General features: G+C 46.6%; 21 protein-coding genes. 9 read left to right on the forward strand and 12 right to left on the reverse strand.

Features of this window, described 5'->3' with window-relative positions; translation table 11 throughout:
• The first annotated feature begins 111 nt into the window (after positions 1–111).
• From ACLQ6D_RS15270 to ACLQ6D_RS15285, 4 genes are all read left to right on the forward strand, one after another.
• Entirely contained in the window at positions 112–309 is a 198-nt protein-coding gene (locus ACLQ6D_RS15270) for a hypothetical protein (protein WP_411728173.1), read from the forward strand.
• 9 nt (positions 310–318) lie between these two features.
• Complete coding sequence (locus tag ACLQ6D_RS15275) at positions 319–906, forward strand: hypothetical protein (RefSeq protein ID WP_411728174.1); 588 nt, start codon at positions 319–321, stop codon at positions 904–906.
• A 147-nt stretch (positions 907–1,053) separates the two neighbouring features.
• On the forward strand, positions 1,054–1,653 hold the full coding sequence (locus tag ACLQ6D_RS15280; protein WP_411728175.1) for a GNAT family N-acetyltransferase: 600 nt from the start codon (positions 1,054–1,056) through the stop codon (positions 1,651–1,653).
• A complete protein-coding gene (locus ACLQ6D_RS15285; protein WP_411728176.1) occupies positions 1,643–2,506 on the forward strand; it encodes a carbon-nitrogen hydrolase family protein in 864 nt (287 codons plus the stop codon). The genes ACLQ6D_RS15280 and ACLQ6D_RS15285 overlap by 11 nt, the downstream gene beginning before the upstream one ends.
• 9 nt (positions 2,507–2,515) lie before the next feature.
• On the opposite strand, the gene rpoS is transcribed toward ACLQ6D_RS15285, so the two are convergent.
• The 3 genes from rpoS to ACLQ6D_RS15300 form a co-directional block, all read right to left on the reverse strand.
• Entirely contained in the window at positions 2,516–3,499 is a 984-nt protein-coding gene (gene rpoS, locus ACLQ6D_RS15290) for an RNA polymerase sigma factor RpoS (protein WP_411728177.1), read from the reverse strand.
• 142 nt (positions 3,500–3,641) lie between these two features.
• A complete protein-coding gene (locus ACLQ6D_RS15295; protein ID WP_411728178.1) occupies positions 3,642–4,664 on the reverse strand; it encodes a peptidoglycan DD-metalloendopeptidase family protein in 1,023 nt (340 codons plus the stop codon).
• Positions 4,665–4,672: 8 nt separating this feature from the next.
• A complete protein-coding gene (locus ACLQ6D_RS15300; protein ID WP_411728179.1) occupies positions 4,673–5,170 on the reverse strand; it encodes a DnaJ domain-containing protein in 498 nt (165 codons plus the stop codon).
• A 132-nt stretch (positions 5,171–5,302) separates the two neighbouring features.
• Here ACLQ6D_RS15300 and mobB point away from each other — a divergent pair, with 132 nt between their 5' ends.
• From mobB to ACLQ6D_RS15315, 3 genes are all read left to right on the forward strand, one after another.
• Complete coding sequence (gene mobB / locus ACLQ6D_RS15305; RefSeq protein ID WP_411728180.1) at positions 5,303–5,836, forward strand: molybdopterin-guanine dinucleotide biosynthesis protein B; 534 nt, start codon at positions 5,303–5,305, stop codon at positions 5,834–5,836.
• Positions 5,833–7,077: a gephyrin-like molybdotransferase Glp gene (gene glp, locus ACLQ6D_RS15310; RefSeq protein WP_411728181.1), complete on the forward strand. Its 1,245-nt coding sequence runs from the start codon at positions 5,833–5,835 to the stop codon at positions 7,075–7,077. Before mobB ends, glp begins: the two co-directional genes overlap by 4 nt.
• A gap of 394 nt (positions 7,078–7,471) precedes the next feature.
• On the forward strand, positions 7,472–8,134 hold the full coding sequence (locus ACLQ6D_RS15315) for a peroxiredoxin family protein (RefSeq protein WP_411728182.1): 663 nt from the start codon (positions 7,472–7,474) through the stop codon (positions 8,132–8,134).
• A 128-nt stretch (positions 8,135–8,262) separates the two neighbouring features.
• On the opposite strand, the gene ACLQ6D_RS15320 is transcribed toward ACLQ6D_RS15315, so the two are convergent.
• The 4 genes from ACLQ6D_RS15320 to cysG all read right to left on the reverse strand — a co-directional run bounded on the left by ACLQ6D_RS15320 (position 8,263) and on the right by cysG (position 11,438).
• Positions 8,263–8,877 carry a lysostaphin resistance A-like protein gene (locus ACLQ6D_RS15320; protein ID WP_411728183.1) on the reverse strand — a complete coding sequence of 205 codons (615 nt, stop codon included), beginning with the start codon at positions 8,875–8,877 and terminating at the stop codon, positions 8,263–8,265.
• A gap of 6 nt (positions 8,878–8,883) precedes the next feature.
• A complete protein-coding gene (gene dcd / locus ACLQ6D_RS15325; protein WP_411728184.1) occupies positions 8,884–9,450 on the reverse strand; it encodes a dCTP deaminase in 567 nt (188 codons plus the stop codon).
• Positions 9,451–9,559: 109 nt separating this feature from the next.
• Positions 9,560–9,823: a hypothetical protein gene (locus tag ACLQ6D_RS15330; RefSeq protein WP_411728185.1), complete on the reverse strand. Its 264-nt coding sequence runs from the start codon at positions 9,821–9,823 to the stop codon at positions 9,560–9,562.
• Positions 9,824–10,049: 226 nt separating this feature from the next.
• Positions 10,050–11,438, reverse strand: a complete 1,389-nt coding sequence (gene cysG / locus ACLQ6D_RS15335; RefSeq protein ID WP_411728186.1) for a siroheme synthase CysG — start codon at positions 11,436–11,438, stop codon at positions 10,050–10,052.
• A 106-nt stretch (positions 11,439–11,544) separates the two neighbouring features.
• On the opposite strand from cysG, the gene ACLQ6D_RS15340 reads away from it, so the two are divergent.
• Positions 11,545–11,775 (forward strand): sulfurtransferase TusA family protein, encoded by a 231-nt coding sequence (locus tag ACLQ6D_RS15340; RefSeq protein ID WP_411728187.1) that lies wholly within the window; start codon positions 11,545–11,547, stop codon positions 11,773–11,775.
• Between the two features lie 27 nt (positions 11,776–11,802).
• On the opposite strand, the gene ACLQ6D_RS15345 is transcribed toward ACLQ6D_RS15340, so the two are convergent.
• Both ACLQ6D_RS15345 and ACLQ6D_RS15350 read right to left on the reverse strand, forming a co-directional pair.
• Positions 11,803–12,225, reverse strand: a complete 423-nt coding sequence (locus ACLQ6D_RS15345) for a VOC family protein (protein ID WP_411728188.1) — start codon at positions 12,223–12,225, stop codon at positions 11,803–11,805.
• A gap of 60 nt (positions 12,226–12,285) precedes the next feature.
• Positions 12,286–12,972: an HAD family hydrolase gene (locus ACLQ6D_RS15350; protein WP_411728189.1), complete on the reverse strand. Its 687-nt coding sequence runs from the start codon at positions 12,970–12,972 to the stop codon at positions 12,286–12,288.
• A gap of 158 nt (positions 12,973–13,130) precedes the next feature.
• Here ACLQ6D_RS15350 and ACLQ6D_RS15355 point away from each other — a divergent pair, with 158 nt between their 5' ends.
• Positions 13,131–13,673: an RNA pyrophosphohydrolase gene (locus ACLQ6D_RS15355; RefSeq protein WP_411728190.1), complete on the forward strand. Its 543-nt coding sequence runs from the start codon at positions 13,131–13,133 to the stop codon at positions 13,671–13,673.
• Here the strand turns inward: ACLQ6D_RS15355 and cpdA are convergent.
• From cpdA to rlmD, 3 genes are all read right to left on the reverse strand, one after another.
• A complete protein-coding gene (gene cpdA, locus ACLQ6D_RS15360; protein WP_411728191.1) occupies positions 13,667–14,470 on the reverse strand; it encodes a 3',5'-cyclic-AMP phosphodiesterase in 804 nt (267 codons plus the stop codon). The genes ACLQ6D_RS15355 and cpdA overlap by 7 nt on opposite strands.
• Before the next feature lie 9 nt (positions 14,471–14,479).
• On the reverse strand, positions 14,480–15,796 hold the full coding sequence (argA, locus tag ACLQ6D_RS15365) for an amino-acid N-acetyltransferase (protein WP_411728192.1): 1,317 nt from the start codon (positions 15,794–15,796) through the stop codon (positions 14,480–14,482).
• 310 nt (positions 15,797–16,106) lie between these two features.
• Positions 16,107–17,079: 23S rRNA (uracil(1939)-C(5))-methyltransferase RlmD (gene rlmD / locus ACLQ6D_RS15370; RefSeq protein ID WP_411728193.1), on the reverse strand; the 973-nt coding region annotated here is incomplete at its 5' end.

Below are 17,079 nucleotides of genomic sequence, written 5' to 3' on the forward strand. Positions count from 1 at the left end.
ATGACCAGATCGTTGATGTGTGTTGCCACGCATGGAACCAGTTCGCCAGCCAACCCGACACCATCCGAAATCTTTGCTCCCGTAAATGGGCTTTATTAATATGATAATCTATTGGGATTGGTATTACTTGAGGAGGAGCTGATACTTTTCCTTGGCGATGTCCAACAAGGCGATTTTTATCAGCGCTTCCAGGTGGATACCTATAATCGCGTCATTAAAGATGTTGCCATTTCTGGTAATGGTGAGCTACCTAGCGCTCGGCCATATGATGTACAGTACAATTCACTGATCGATTATTTGTTAAAATGAGTATTGATAATGAAACAGAAATGTCTGGTATTGATATTGCCGCTGGTTTTACTGCTGGGCTGTACATCCGAATCCTGTGATAAAAATGTTATCAGCATATTGAGTCCCATTCAGCCTAGCGCAAGGCTGCTAATGAACTATGCCAAAATTCGCGTCTGCCAGGCCTCTGAAAACAACAGCACAGAAATTGCTAAAGTAAATGACGAGCAAAAATTAATCCTGGTCTATGACCTTTACCTCAAAGCAAGCATTTATTCTATTTTTAACAAAATTTTGTCCGTATTCTCCATTTTTTTTGCCTTCGCGGTTTTTATCTGGCCGTGCTTAGCCCTCTGGTTGAAAAACAGACGACCTGACCAGAAGTGGTATGAATCGCCTATCGTCCAAACCACAATGACAGGGATAGCCGCCTTGCTGTTTGCTCTTTATAGCCAATACAAGGACAAGCAAACCTATACGGAAAACTTAATGCGTTATGCAGTATTTTCCGATCAACCAGCTAACAAGTTGGCGCAAAAAGTGATTGAAGAGATTGGCAAGATTGACAATGGCTTTAGCTTTTCCAGCGTAACCGACGATAAAAATAAAGCGCCTTGAGCTGAGAGCCGGACAGGGCATGTTACCCCGACCACAGGGTTTCAGGATGTTGGACGGAGTTATGTCCCGTGAGTTATTTATTGTTTTCAGTCCTAAAATTAATTGGCTTCAGATAAAAGAACCCCATTTACCCGATGTGACAATACAATGACCAAAAATATCCGTGTCGAAAGCAAGAGCGGCACTAACCTCCTCCCCTATATCCCTGAACTCGCCCGTCTCAGGATCGAAGTGTTCCGGGATTTTCCTTATTTGTATGATGGCACGCTGGCTTATGAAAAAAAGTACCTCCAGACTTACATAGACCACCCTGAAAGTGTGATTGTGCTGGCTTTCGATGACAATAAGATTGTCGGGGCTTCCACAGCCATTCCGATGAAATATGAAACGGACGAGCTGAAAAAGCCGTTTCTTGACCATAGTTATAACCTGGACGAAGTGTTTTATTGCAGTGAATCCGTGCTTAATAAGGCTTACCGTGGCTTAGGGTTAGGTGTCCGTTTCTTTGAAGAGCGGGAAGCCCACGCACAAGAGTTGGGCGGTTTTAAACACATTACTTTCTGTTGCGTGGAGCGTCCGGTCGATCATCCGAGTCGACCGGCAGATTATGTGCCGTTGGATAAGTTCTGGAATAAGCGCGGCTATGTCAAGCATCCTGAACTTAAGACGACCTATATGTGGAAGGATTTGGACGACGCCGAAGAAACCGCAAAACCAATGACATTTTGGTTAAAACATGAACGTTAAGGTTGCATCCGCCCAATACGACATCAGCTTTCTGGCGAGTTGGCAGGATTATCAGCAGAAGGTTGAGCGCTGGGTAACCGATGCCATCCAACAAGATGCCCAGATATTGCTGTTTCCCGAATATGCCAGTATGGAGCTGGCATCGTTATTCGGCCAAGACGTTTATTCGTCGCTGGATAAACAACTGGCCGCCATGCAGTCTGTGCATGATGATTATCTTGACCTGTTCAAAAGGTTGGCAAAACAGCACCAATGCCTTATCCAATCAGGCAGCTTTCCGGTAGGTTGTGAACCAGGTGTTTACCGTAACCGTGCGTATCTGTTTATGCCGGACGGCAAGGTTGATTATCAGGATAAGCTGATGATGACCCGCTTCGAGAATGAGCAATGGTTTATTCGGGGTGGCACGGAATTAAAGTGTTTTGATACCGAGTACGGCAAAATCGCGATTAACATTTGTTATGACAGCGAATTTCCCCTGTTGGCGAGAAAACAGGTGGAAGCGGGAGCAAATCTGATTTTGGTTCCCAGTTGTACGGATACCTTGGCGGGGTATCACCGGGTTAAAATCGGTTGTCAGGCCAGGGCGCTGGAAAATCAGTGTTATGTCGTGCAGTCTTGCCTGGTGGGCCATGCGGAATGGTCTGAAGCCATCGATGTCAATATTGGCGCAGCGGCCATTTACACGCCTGTGGATCGCGGTTTTCCAGATAATGGAGTTTTGGTTGCCGGCGAACTGAATGCCGTGCAATGGGTAATAGGCGAGGTATCGCTTGCTGCGTGTGCGGTTGTCCGCGAGCAGGGGCAGGTGTTTAATTACCGGGATTGGCCTTTACAAAACGATCTTATTTAATTGGCTGATTTAATTGAAAATCGACTCAAACGAATAGCCACTGACCTCCAGTATTTCTTTTAATCTTTTTAAACCATCCATTTGGATTTGTCTGACACGCTCCCTTGTTACATTCAGTTCCTGGGCAACTTCTTCAAGCGTTGAGTCTTCGTAACCGCAAAGACCATATCGGCGACAGACAACTTCTCGCTGCTTTTCGGGTAATTGAAACACCCAGGCCGCAACGTTTTGCTTCATTCCCTCTTCCTGCAACTGGTCTGAAGGCGATGCGCGTTCGCTATCCGAGAGTGATTCAACCAGGGGCTGGTCAAAATCCTTGCTACCGGGAACATCGATAGAAGTAACCCGTTCGTTCAGCTTGAGCATTTTTTCCACTTTGCTCACAGGTTTGTCGAGATGCCGCGCGACATCTTCGGCGCTGGGTTCATAGTCCAGCAATTGTGCCAATTGACGCTGGGCTTTGAGGTAGGTGTTCATTTCTTTTACGATATGAATCGGCAGGCGGATGGTGCGCGTCTGATTCATGATCGCCCGCTCTATGGTTTGTCGTATCCACCAAGTCGCATACGTTGAGAAGCGGAAACCCCGTTCCGGGTCGAATTTCTCCACAGCACGGATCAGGCCCAGGTTGCCTTCCTCAATCAAATCTAACAACGGCAATCCCCTGTTGAGATAGCGCCTGGAAATTTTTACCACCAGCCGTAAATTGCTCTCGATCATGATCTTGCGGGCTTCCCGGTCACCCTTAAGGGTGCGTTTGCCGTAAATTTTTTCTTGATCGGCGGTGAGTAATTTTGAGCGGCTGAGTTCGTTTAAATAAACCCGCGTGGCATCAAAGCCGCCCTCGCTTCGTGCTTGCAGAAGGGCGGGATCTTCGATAACGGGCTTATGGTCGGCAAAATTATCTGCGTCCATATCCTCTTCAAGGGAGAGGTCATCGTCAAAGGAGACAGCTATATCTTCATCCGTAGGTTCAAATATTTCTTCGTTCATAATAACTCCCGGGTTGGCCTGCCTAACCGAAAGAGACGTTAATGCAGCACCTATTCTTTATTGACGAGTAGGTTTTCAATAATTTCCATATATACCGATATGTTACAAACACATCATATAATTAGCGAAAATAGGTGCTGCATTAATGTTTCGGCAATAATGTTAATGGATTGATTGGTTTGCCATTCTTTCTTATTTCAAAGTGTAATGATGCTTTTTTTAACCCCGTTAACCCCACTTGTCCAATCGTTTGGCCTTTTTCCACCTGTTGTCCTTCCTTGATGTACAGCTTGCTGTTGTTTGCGTAGGCGCTTAAATAGGTCTCGTTATGTTTTATAATCGCCAAGTTTCCGAAGCCTGCCAACCCTTGCCCACAATAAACCGCCTTACCTGCCTCAGCAGCGTGTACCGGTTGCCCAACTTTTCCCTTGATGTCGATCCCTTTGTTATCGGTTTGAGAAAAATTCCTGAAAATTTTACCTTGCAAAGGCCATTGAAAGTTTAACTTTAACATTTTTTTATTATCAATTGAAATAATTGATTTTTTTTCTTTATTATTTTTCTGTGTTACCCAGAATTTGTCCAACGGTTTTGCGTTATTTTGTGGGTTTTTATGCTGGTTAATAATATTAGTGATTGAAATTATTGAGTTATTTTTTGAGGGGTCGATAGGCTGTTGGTCTGTGGTTGGTGATCTTTGCGGTTTTGAAGCCGGATTTTTATCAACGGCAGGATGAACCGGTTTGTTTATTATACTGGGCTCTACATTATAAGGTAAAGGGTGTTGCTTCAGAACCCCCTGATTTTGATAAACAATCGCAGTGTTTGAAGAACGCAGATCTTCCTTTTTTATAGCCTGATCTGTAGGGTTTTGGTAGGATTGATTTTGATACGGGTCAGGATAAGGCAACCTATTAATAACTGGGTTTTGCCGAACAGGGTTATCTTCTTGTTCTTTATGAAGGCTCTCAGTTGATTGTTGCGGCCTACCCTGAATATAGTCGGGGCTAATGGGCATTTTTTCACGGACATAGCCATTATTGGGTTCAATAGCTTGGTTTACTGTTTTTACCGGCGCGTAATTAGTCGGTTGGGCGCAGGCCGTCAGCAGCACAATTAGTGTCCATACTGCTAAGACGCTTGGTTTTGAAGCCTGAAAAATCATGGCGGGCGTTATTTATTCAGTAAGATTTTTTTTGCCGAATTTATTTTGGCAGCCAGGTAATCCGAGCCGCCACGATCGGGATGAATTTTTTGCATGAGTTTACGGTGTGCGGCGATGATTTCCTGCTCTGTAGCACCGGGCTTTAATCCTAGCACCTCGTAAGCCTCCTCTTTAGTCATGCCCCCTTTGGGGCTAGGCCTTTCGCCTTGCCTCTGCGATGATTGCTGTTTGGATGCAATAAAATCTAGCCATAAGCGGTGCAGATAAGGTGCATAGCGGAGCAGCACCGGCAACATCCGTGCAGCAAAGGCCACAAAAATACCAAGCAGCGCAAACAACCAGTTCAAGTGGCCGGTAACGCCCAAATAAAGGAGTCCAAGGCCGATAAGGGAGAAAAATAGGATTCTGATAATACGCGCCACATTCTCTGGCGATGCCCTTTGAAAAGCCCACAACGCGTAAATGGCAATGACGATCAACAACAAGACCAGGTAAACTCGAATCACACTATGCTCCGGCGCAATGGCCGTTTTGAGGTTTCTATTTCTTAGCCGCAGCTTAAATAATACCTTAGAATACTGTTGCTAACGAGACTTGCCCCCTGTTTATTTGATAATGGCTTTTATGCCCTGATGACTATGAAAAATGCTAAGGTCCCAATTATAGGCTTCGCGGCTTTTAGTGGAACGGGAAAAACCACGTTGTTAACTCAACTCATCCCGATATTAAAGCAACAGGGTTTACGCATAGGTTTAATCAAACACAGCCACCATAATTTTCAGATAGACCAGCCCAGCAAAGACAGTTTCCGCTTGCGCGAAGCAGGAGCGTCGCCGGTCATGCTGGTGTCAACGCACAGACGCGCAATCATCACAGAATTTCAACCCGCCAGGGAACCCATGCTGGATGAGCAACTGCTCACGTTCGACCAGTCGGAACTGGATTTGATCTTGGTTGAGGGATTCAAGGCGGCACATTTCCCTAAAATAGAACTGCACAGGCCGTCACTTAACAACCCCTTACTTTACCCCAACGACCCTGACATTATTGCGATTGCTACCGACTATCCGTTAGCCACTCCCCAAAGTTTGGTGCAATTAGACCTCAATCAGCCTGAGCTAATTGCAAAATTCATTATCCAGCAATTCCATCAATTCAAGGTACGAACATGATTGATCCATGCAGCCTCGAATCTACATCGTTATTGAGCCTTGATGACGCATTAGAAAGGATCAAGATAGCCATACAACCGGTTATGGCTTCGGAACGGGTGGCATTAAAAAACGCCCTGGGACGAGTTCTGTCGGAAGGCGTTGTTTCGCCTATCAATATTCCTTTTGGCAGAAACTCATCTATGGATGGCTATGCCTTATCTAGCAAGGATATTAATGCTAATCAGCCTTTCACGCTTAGCCTGACGGGTGTTTCCTGGGCAGGCAAACCTTTCCAAGGCTCGCTGCAAGCGGGCCAATGTGTGCGGATTTTTACTGGGGCATTGTTACCGGATGAAACCGATTCTGTGGTTATCCAGGAGCAGGTTAGCGCAGATGGGGAAAATATCGTATTTCCGGCAAACATCGCTGCCTATCAGAATATCCGGGAAGCGGGCGAAGACATTAAACAAGGCAGTTTGGTATGTCCTCGGCTGAAAAAATTAACGGCGGCTGATATCGGATTGCTGGCTTCTGCCGGAATCTATGATTTGCCGGTGCGGCGCAAACTGAATATTGCCTTTTTTTCCACGGGCGACGAATTAATGGGCATAGGCCAACAGCCGGAACTGGGAAAAATCTACGACAGCAACCGTTATGCTCTGGCTGGATTGCTGGCTGATCCTTGTTACAGCGTAGTCGATATGGGAGTGATACCCGATGACAGGCAGTTGCTTGAAGATGGCATTAAGCAAGCGGCTGAGTGCAATGACGTGATTATTACCACAGGCGGGGCTTCGGTCGGGGATGCCGACTATATCAACGATATTTTGGCAAGCTGCGGGGTAGTCAACTTTTGGAAAATTGCCATCAAGCCCGGCAAGCCGCTGGCCTTCGGTAAAATCGGGCCGTGTTATTTTTTTGGCCTGCCCGGCAATCCGGTTTCAGTTATAGTCACTTTTCAACAGATTGTTGCCCCAGCGCTTAAACAGTTGTCTGGCGCGGCAGCAAACAAGCCGTTGCGGTTGCTGGCGACTTGTATCACCGCCCTAAAAAAAGCGCCAGGTCGGCAAGAATTTCAGCGCGGCATCCTCACGCAAGATACTGACGGAAATTTTTTTGTGGCATCCACTGGGCAACAAGGCTCTCATATCCTCAGCTCAATGAGCCAGAGCAACTGCTATATTATCTTGTCCGCTGATTCTAAGGGTGTAAGTAGCGGCGAAAAAGTGCTGGTTGAGCCGTTTAATGTGTTTTTTTAGCTTTAACCCATTCGCAACACAACCTCTTCCGTCGTCCTGGTCTATCACAGTCTTCGTTAAGCTGGCATACTGAAATAGCCAAATATTTTAATTCCGGTTGAACTGCCATTTATATTCAGATGCTATTATGTTTGCGCTAAACAACTACTTAATTTCAAGCGTTATTTAATCATCAGATTGAAAAGTTAGGCTGCTTAAATTATCACCTAGCATCAACGCAAAAAACAGCCCAAGATGCCCCGTATTGTTTAGTGCAATTAATGCAAACAAGTCTAACTCTCGGGAGCTATCTTATGTCTTCATTATTAAAATCTCAAACCCTGGCCCTTGCAGATCTTCTTTTTTCTGCCACAGCCATTGCAACTGAACACAAGCCTACTAGCCTCCAAACATCTTGACAAAAGCACGTATCGGCCAAAAAGCTCCCTTATTTTCGGTATCCGACTGGGTTCAGGGAGAACCCACTAATTTCGACCAACTTACGGGCAGAGTGGTGTTACTGGAAGTGTTTCAGGTCAATTGCCCTGGCTGTTTCCTGTACGCACTGCCGCAAGCGATAGACTTGCACCAACGCTATTCTGGCGCAGGGCTGACCGTGCTAGGCATCGCCACCGCATTCGAGGATTTCGACAAGAATACCCTGGAAAATCTGCTTCGGCTCGTCAAAACCCAAGAGGTTATAGGCGAGACCTTGAATATGCTAGACCAACACGGCATCCTGACGGCGGGGCGGCTACCTTTCAGCATACCCTTCCCTTTGGCGATGGATCGCTTGGTAAAGCGGGATATTGAGGTAAGCGAAGATGAAATCACTGCCTTTATTGAAGAACATATCCACAATTTTGGGCAAAAAGTCAAAGTTTACCAAGAAAACGTCATGCATCAAATCCGGGGTTACCTGCAAAAACTGGAATACCACGCCCAGACTTTTGAGCTGTTTAACCTGAAAGGAACCCCTTCCCACATTTTGGTGGACAAAAAAGGCTTACTCAGGGATTGCGCTTTTGGTTCGCATCCAGGACTTGAAAAGCATGTGCGGGAGTTATTGCAGGAATGACCTTTTCTTTACAACCAAAGCCAAGTAGATACTGTCTTAAAACACATTATGTGTAAGGAATCGCTGACTTAATTCTTCGACAGGCCAGGACAAGCGGTATCGCATTGATTCTGTTCGTGGTGAGCTTATCAGTCATCGTTTAAATGATTTTGTGTAACCAAGCTAGCGCGATAACTACGCATAAGGGCTAGAAATGCCAGAAAATCATACAGCCAGTGGATGATGATCGGGGTTAACAGATTTCTTTCACCGCCATAATCCAAGGCAAGTCCCAAATATACACCGACCAACGTAGCCAATACAGCATATAACGGTGTTACGGCATGCACCAAACCAAAGACAAGATTACTGCCAACCAAGCCAGCAGTCAGACCCCAGGATGATTCCATCCAGGGTTGGATCACTCCACGAAATAGGATTTCTTCGGATATGCCGGCAATGGCCGCCAGGATGAATAAGTCCGCCCAATGATAGCGGTGCAGGCCAGGCCCTAAAGTTTCCAGCAGCAAACGCCTGATAGTAACGACGGATTTGGCTGTGAGCCGCTCCAGAAGTAAAAACAGAAGAAATAAGGGGATAGTCCCCAAGATTCCATAGATGATAGCGGTATCAGAATACTGTAAAGAGGCAAACGGATTGATAGCGCCCAGCCATCCTAATACTACGGCGACCACAATCAGGGCGGCTTCAAACAAGCAGGCATTTTTAAAAAAACGGTCGGGGCTGAACGGGGAGTTATCCATGTCCATTTAGGCTTTAGGCAAGGTCACGCCCGTCTGCCCCTGGTACTTCCCGCCCCGGTCTTTGTAAGACGTTTCGCAAACCTCGTCGCTGCCAAAAAATAGCATTTGGGCAACACCTTCATTTGCATAGATTTTTGCCGGCAGCGTGGTGGTATTGGAAAACTCCAGGGTGACGTGGCCTTCCCATTCCGGTTCCAGCGGCGTGACATTCACGATAATCCCGCAACGGGCATAAGTCGATTTGCCCAGGCATACCGTCAACACATCGCGGGGAATGCGAAAAAACTCCACCGTCCGCGCCAAGGCGAAGGAGTTGGGCGGAATAATGCACACATCGGCTTTTATATCCACAAAGCTGTTGGAATCGAAATTTTTGGGATCGACCACCGCAGAATTGATGTTGGTGAAAATCTTGAATTCGTCCGAGCAGCGTACGTCATAACCATAACTCGACGTGCCGTAGGAAATAACGCGTCCTTTTTCGGAATCCCTGATTTGACCGGATTCAAACGGTTCTATCATGCCGTGTTGTTGTGCCATACGGCGTATCCATCTGTCTGATTTGATGCTCATAAGTAGTAACTTAATTGTTTTAGTGTGTAGGTTGGGGATCGTGCCTCACCCCAACGACCCTGTTCTTCATGTCGCTTGACTTCGATAACAGTATTTACATTTATACCCCTTACTGCCCTATCATAATATTAGTTCTTTCGGACAGGGTAACTGAGTTCCGCAACACACGTGAAACTGCGAGCATCTTCAGAAATTCTCTTTTGTAACTTTCATGGATGCCGAGCAATATACAAAACTCCAGTGGCTCCAGGTTTTTAAGTTCAATGGCGTGAATAAGGACAAGGCTATGGAGAATTGCGGCCTTCTTCTTTTCTTTCTCTGCCCTATAAAGCGCGGTGCGAATATTGTCGAGTAATTGCATAGTTTTCTGCATTTTTCTTTGCCTTACTAAACAACCACCAGCTTTAGCTGGTGGTTGTTTAGTAAAATCTGGTGATTATATTCCCCTCATCCTAACCTTCTCGGCATACCGCTATGCTGCTCCTGCGTTGTCAAGCCACAGGAACGTGGTGAATATGGAAAATACAGGAGCCTTTTCCACCTACTTACCTACATCCTTGTAGGCATCCCTTAAGGGAGAGGGGACTAAATCGCTTAGCTTAACGGCATTCCCCAAACCAACTTAGTTTGTCATGCAAGCTTACCACCGTGCCAATAATTATAATTGTTGGCGCTTTAATGGCTTGCTTTGCCACCAATGCGGGTAAGGTTGCCAATGTGCCGGTAATAACTTTTTGATTGTCCGTTGTGCCTTGTTGTATCAAGGCGATGGGCAATTCACTAGGGCTGCCATGTGCAATCAGGGATTGACAAATTTGCTCCAGTCCAATCAAACCCATATAAATGACCACGGTTTGGTTGGGCAATGCCAATTGTGTCCAGTTTAGGTTGACGCAATCATTTTTTAGATGTCCGGTCACGAAAACACAGGACTGGGCATGATCGCGGTGCGTCAAAGGGATGCCCGCGTAGCTTGCACAACCAGATGCGGCAGTAATGCCGGGTACGACCTGAAAATGAATGCCTTGCGCCATTAAGGTTTCTATTTCTTCACCACCACGGCCAAAGATGAAAGGATCGCCGCCTTTTAAGCGGGCCACCCGTTTTCCTGCTTTTGCTAGATCAGCCAGCAGATGGTTTATGGAAATTTGTGGCAATGTATGGTTTTGCCGTTGTTTACCGGCATAAATTTTTTCAGCATCCCGGCGGGCAAGGTCGATAATTTCCGTAGACACCAAGCGGTCATAAACCACGACATCCGCTTGCTGTAGTAAGCGCAGCGCCCGGAACGTCAATAAATCGGCGGCACCTGGGCCAGCGCCTATCAAATAGACTTCACCCGTGTTAGCGCTGCCGTCATAATCGTCAAGCGCTAGCTTTATCAGCTTTTCAGCATTCTGCTCATTTCCAAAAAAGACTTGTTCGGTGATGGTTCCCTGGAATACGTTCTCCCAAAAAATCCGCCGTTGTGGCGCAATTTTAATGCGCTGTTTGACCTTATCCCTGAATTTTTCAGCCAGGCCCGCTAACCTCCCATAAGCGGGCGGAATGACGGATTCAATTTTAGCCCTGAGCAATCGTGCCAAAACCGGGGCAGAGCCCCCGGAAGATACCGCAATAACAATCGGTGAACGGTCAACGATTGCAGGGAAGATAAAACTGCTAAGTCCAGGATTATCGACTACATTGACCGGAACGCCCTGCTCTTCGGCAGTTTTGGCAACCAGCAGATTGGTTTCAGTATCGTCCGTTGCTGACACGATCAGCCGGAATTGCCGTAAATCGCCAGGAGCAAAGGATGTTTGTTGTAAGGTCAATGAATGGGAGGTTTGCATGGAAGCGACTGTTGCGCCAATATCCCTGGCGATAACGGTGATTTTTGCCCCAGCACGGAATAACAACTCGATTTTTCGGGCGGCGATGTCGCCAGCGCCTACGACAAGGCATTCTTGTCCCTTAAGGTTGAAAAAAACGGGGAAATAATCCACTACAAGCTAATTCGTCGATTTGGGCGTGGATGTTATTATATGCAATCTCTAGCGCAACCGAGACAAAAATTAGCAATGATTGATTTAACCATGATCGAATTTAGCCATGATTGAGTTTACCTTGGAAGTTGATGCCAGCGGCTTAAACTGTCCATTACCTTTATTGCGTTTGAAAAAAGCGCTGATGGAAGTGCAAAGTGGAGATGTTATAAAAATCATAGCCACCGATCCCGCCGCACATTTAGACATCGGCGTTTATGTTGACCAAACGGGTCACCAGCTTCTTAAATTGACAAGACAAGTGAATGTGCAGATATTTTTTATCAGGAAAAAATGATTACACACTGGAATGAGTTGCTATCCTCTAATCCTGGGGTAACAACTGCGGATTCCATACGACCTCCCACAAATGCTGGTCAGGATCTTGAAAATAACCGGCGTAACCACCCCAAAAGGTTTCCTGGGCTGGTTTCACGATAATAGCCCCGGCATTTTTTGCTTGCTCCATAACCGCGTCGACTTCTGCCTTGGACGATACGTTATGTCCGAGAGTCAGCTCGTTATGGCTTGGGTTCCTTAGAGGAAGGCCTGAATCATGGGAAATACTCTTGCGTGGCCAGATTGCAAGCTTTAACCCGCCTTGCAAGTCAAAGAAGGCCACGGCTCCGTGTTCAAACTCCTTGCCGATTATGCCTTCTGTCTTCCAGCCCAAGCCATCACGATAGAACCGAAGCGACCCCTCTAAGTTGTCAACACCAAGGGTAATAACAGTAATTCGAGCTTTCATAAGTAATCTTTCTATGTGGTATAGTTTTAATCGGACATCCAAACAGGTGTCTGCCACTATCTATTTCTGAAAATGCTGTTTCGGACAATCACTCGTCCTTAGGCTAATCATCGGCCAATTCGCGGCTTTCGCATAAGCGCTTAGCTTTTCGTCGGCATCTACGGCAACAGGGTTGTCCACACGCTTAAGCAAGGGCAGGTCGTTGTGTGAATCGCTGTAAAACCAACTGTTTGCGAGAGTTTCTGAAGACTGTTCCAACCACTCTTCTAACAGCTTAACTTTGCCTTCCTGAAAACAGGGAATTCCGGTAAAAGTGCCGGTATATCTGCCGTCCACAAAATCCGGCGTGGTCGCCAATAAAAGTTCAATGCCATAAAGTTTGACGATAGGTTCGGTCACAAACCGATTGGTCGCGGTAATGACCATTAGCGTGTCGCCCCGTTTTCTGTGTTTGTCTATAAGCTGTTGTGCCGGTTTTAATAGCAGCGGACGGATGATGGTTTCGATGAACTGGTTACGCCACCGATAAAGCTCATCAGGCGTGTTATCAGCCAACGGTTTGAGTGAAAAATGTAGGAACATGGAAATATCCAGATCTCCTTGCTTATAGTCACTGTAAAACTTGGCGTTGGCCTCCTCATAGTAAGCTTTGTCAACAATACCTTGATCTACCAGAAACTGCCCCCAAAGATAGTCGCTGTCATCGGCAATCAGGGTATTGTCTAAATCAAAAATCGCTAAACTCACAGTTAACCTGGCTTAAAAAATTAAAGGGATATGCCCTATGGCATCTAGGCTTTTTTTGTGGAACAATGGTGCTTAATTACTAAATGCCATCTCACCCCTCAATTTTATCATACGTGGACTGTAGGGATGGGAGAGGTAAAAGACAAAGGTTTTTTGACATGATCGACTCAAAAGGATACCGGCCCAATGTCGGCATCATCCTTTGCAATGACGAGGGTCGCGTGTTTTGGGCAAAACGGATGGGCGTGGACTTGTGGCAATTTCCGCAAGGCGGCATCAATCAAAATGAAGATCCTGAGACGGCGATGTATCGTGAATTGTGGGAGGAAACGGGGCTGCAACAGCAACACGTCCAGGTGCTAGGCCGAACGCGCTATTGGCTGAAGTATCAACTGCCAGACCGTTACGTCCGCAAAAATTCAGTGCCCCTGTGCATTGGCCAAAAACAGATATGGTTTATGCTGCGTTTGGTTACGCATGAATCCAATGTGCGCTTTGATCATTGCCACAAACCTGAATTTGATGGCTGGCGTTGGGTGGATTATTGGGAACCGCTTAAGGATGTCGTGTACTTCAAACGCAAGGTTTACCAAAGGGCGATGACCGAGTTGGGTGCGATCCTTACCATTGATTCCGTTCCGGTGGATGCCACCGGTTATCTGGCGAAAGAAATCAAAACCAAGCCTAATAAGCTTCAATAGCCTTCCATATCTGTCCGCAAGCCTGTCAATTGTTCAGGCAAGCGCACGACACCTGAATCCATACTGCCGTCAGTATAGAGATTAATCCAACGATAACCAGGGGATGAGTCATCCAAACTAAAGCGTTCGCTTTGGGGTTTGAACTGAAAACAGGTGGATGGTGTCGCCAGTATCCGGACAGAATTGACCTGGACATCCATAGCCTGATGAATATGGCCATTGATGATAGCTTTCACGTTCGGGAAGCGATTGATAAGGGCAAATAATTCCTGGGCGTTTTCAATCATCATGGCATCCATCCAAAGGCTTCCGGTGAGCAGGCAATGATGGTGAACGGCGATTAGTGCATAAAAGTTTGGGCTATCCCTTAATGACCGCTCCAGAAACGCTAATTCCTCAACTGATAAGTATCCGACTTCAGAACCTTGCATTTGGCTGTTCAAGCTAATGATTTGCCAGTTTCCTAACACCATCTGCTTACGGCAGTTGACTTTTTCAGTACACAATACTTCTTGCATAATTTCGAAATCATCATGATTACCGGGTAAGCATAAGCATGGGATGGTGTGCGCTTGAAGCCGTCTTAGTATGTACTGATAACTCGCCGGGCAAGGGTCTTGAGCCAGATCGCCCGTGATCAGGCACAGGTCGAAATTCCGGTATGAATTGATGGCATGTTCCAGAACCGCATTAAAATAGTAAGCAGTGTTGACACCTAATAAAGTTGCTTCCGGCGTAGCCAAGATATGCGGGTCGGTAATTTGTAATATCGAGAAATAATTGGAAGAATCAGGCATGTTTTGCGGTCATTCGTTGATTTTACACAACACTTTGGAGTTTCTTTCTGGGTTGTAATGCACTTTTAGCGGTTCTGGAAGATTGGCGATAGTCGAGGGCTGAAACCCCCGCTCAATAAACCAATGCGCCGTTTGTGTTGATAATACAAATAGCTTTTTTAGCTTCAGTTGCTTGGCTTTTTGGTTTACATAATCGAACATGCGCTGCCCCCGTGCCGATCCTTGATAATCAGGATGGACTGCAAGACAGGCAATAGCGCCAAACTGGCCTTGTTCATCAGGATGCAGCGCCATGCAGCCAGTAATCAGGCCGTCCCTTTCCAGGACAATATAGTCCGCGATTTCCATTTCGATTTTTTCCCTGGAGCGTTTTGCCAGTTTGCCTTGCTGCTCCAGGGGTTTTATTAGCTCAAGTATGCCGCCTATGTCGTTGAGCGTGGCGGGACGTAGCGCTTCAAACGGTGTTGAGCTAATCAAGGTGCCAATACCGTCACGACTAAAAAGCTCCAGCAACAAAGCGCCATCAAGGGTCCTGTCGATTAAGTGAACCCGCTTTACCCCCGATTGACAGCTTTGTATGGCGGCTTTAAGGGGCAAGGCAAGGGTGTCCGGTGTATTAGGGTATTTTTGTAAAAATAGATTGGCTTCATCCGTCGTAATCTGACGAATCGGCTGATTATTATTGGGATTTTGAAAGCTTTGTTCCGTGAGTAAGACCAACTTTTCCGCGTTTAGCGAAATCGCCACTGCTGTTGCGACTTGTTCGGCAGACAGGTTAAAGACTTCGCCACTGGGCGAGTAACCGATTGGCGAAATTAGCACGACATTTTTCTGTTCCAGTTGTTGTTGGATGGCGTTACTATCAATACGCCGAACTTCGCCGGTGTGACAATAATCAACGCCATCGATAACACCCAAGGGTTTGGCCGTGACAAAATTTCCGGACGCGACTTTAAGGCCGCTATCCGCCATTGGCGAGTTAGCCAAGCCCATCGACAATAAGGCTTCGATTTCCACACGCACCAGCCCTGCGGCTTCTTTGGCGCATTGCAGGGCCAAATCATCGGTGATGCGGAGGTTATGATGGAAACGGGCAGGGGCATTAAGCCTGTTAAGCCGCTGGTCGATCTGTGGGCGTATGCCATGAACCAGCACCAAGCGTATCCCCAAGCTGCTGAGCAAGGCAAAATCGTGGACGTGGTGATCAAAGTCTTCAGCCAGCACCGCCTCGCCGCCAAAAGAGACGACAAAGGTTTTGTTGCGATGCGCGTGAATATAAGGCGATGAATTCCGAAACCAGCTTACAAATGAGTTTTGAAGTTCCATGGTTTGATTATAGAAATTAGGATTGGACGCGAATCAAAGGTGCTGCCCATAGTTGATTAAATAAAAATATTTTCAATTATAGCGACCTTTTTACAGGTCGTTTGTGAATATGTATGGCTAGATTAGGCAATATTTACTTGACTCTAAAGAAAGTCGTTAAGGTTTTGGTGTCGTAAGACATGCAGATGGCGTAGTGTTATAGGATGGGCTAAACAACGTGCAGCCCATCAATCGCGAGCGATGCGCCTCCTTATGTCGGCAGCATCCTATAAGCAAGCACTACATATTGCACAGGTTTCGACCGCCGCTTTCACCTCTCAAACAAAACCATCGACTCGACGTGTCCGGTTTGTGGAAACATATCCATCACCCCCACCTTAACGAGCTTATAGCCCATATCATTGACGAGAATACCAGCATCGCGCGCGAGGGTGGAAGGATTGCAAGACACATAAACAATCTGTTCCGGCTGCCACTGTTTAAAATGATGAAGGACTTCTGATGCGCCTGCCCTTGAGGGATCAAGCATTATTTTGTTGTATTTGCGCTTGATCCAGGGTTGGTCGCTAATATCCTTGCTCAAGTCCGCCGCATAAAATTCAGCATTTTCGATACCGTTATGCCGGGCATTTTCCCTGGCGTGTTTAACCAAGGGCAGGTCGCCTTCCACGCCTATGGCTAACCCGGCATATTTAGCGAGTGGTAAGGTAAAGTTACCCAGGCCGCAAAACAGGTCAAGTACGGTATCGCCCTTGGTTAAGTTGAGGGTCTCCAATACCCTGTTTACCATAAGACGGTTAATTTCATAATTCACCTGGGTAAACATGGAAGGCCGAAATTGAAATTCTATGCCCTGGTCGGGCAAGGCGTAAGTCGGTATCACTTCCTGTTCACCGTCTAAAGGCGTGATCGTATCCGGCCCTTTGGATTGCAGACATAGTGTTAGATTATGGACTTTGCCAAAAGCACGCATCCGCTCCTGGTCGGCTGCCGTCGGCGGTTCCAATACACGGATAGCCAACACACACTGCCCGTCACCGATAGCGACCTCAATCTGCGGAATTTTTTCCCGAATGCTTAACCCTGATATCATTTCGCCAAGTTCAACAAGTTTAGTTCCAACGACAGGATGCATAACGACGCAACTGTCTATCTCGGCAAGATAAGGATGCCGTTTTTCACGAAACCCCACCAACACCCGGTTTTTTTTGGCGACGTACTTAACGCCCAACCGCGCTTTCCGGCGATAACCCCAATGCGGCCCTGTTAATGGTTCCCAAAGC

The sequence above is a fragment of the Methyloglobulus sp. genome (assembly GCF_046714055.1).
Classification (GTDB): Bacteria; Pseudomonadota; Gammaproteobacteria; order Methylococcales; family Methylomonadaceae; genus Methyloglobulus.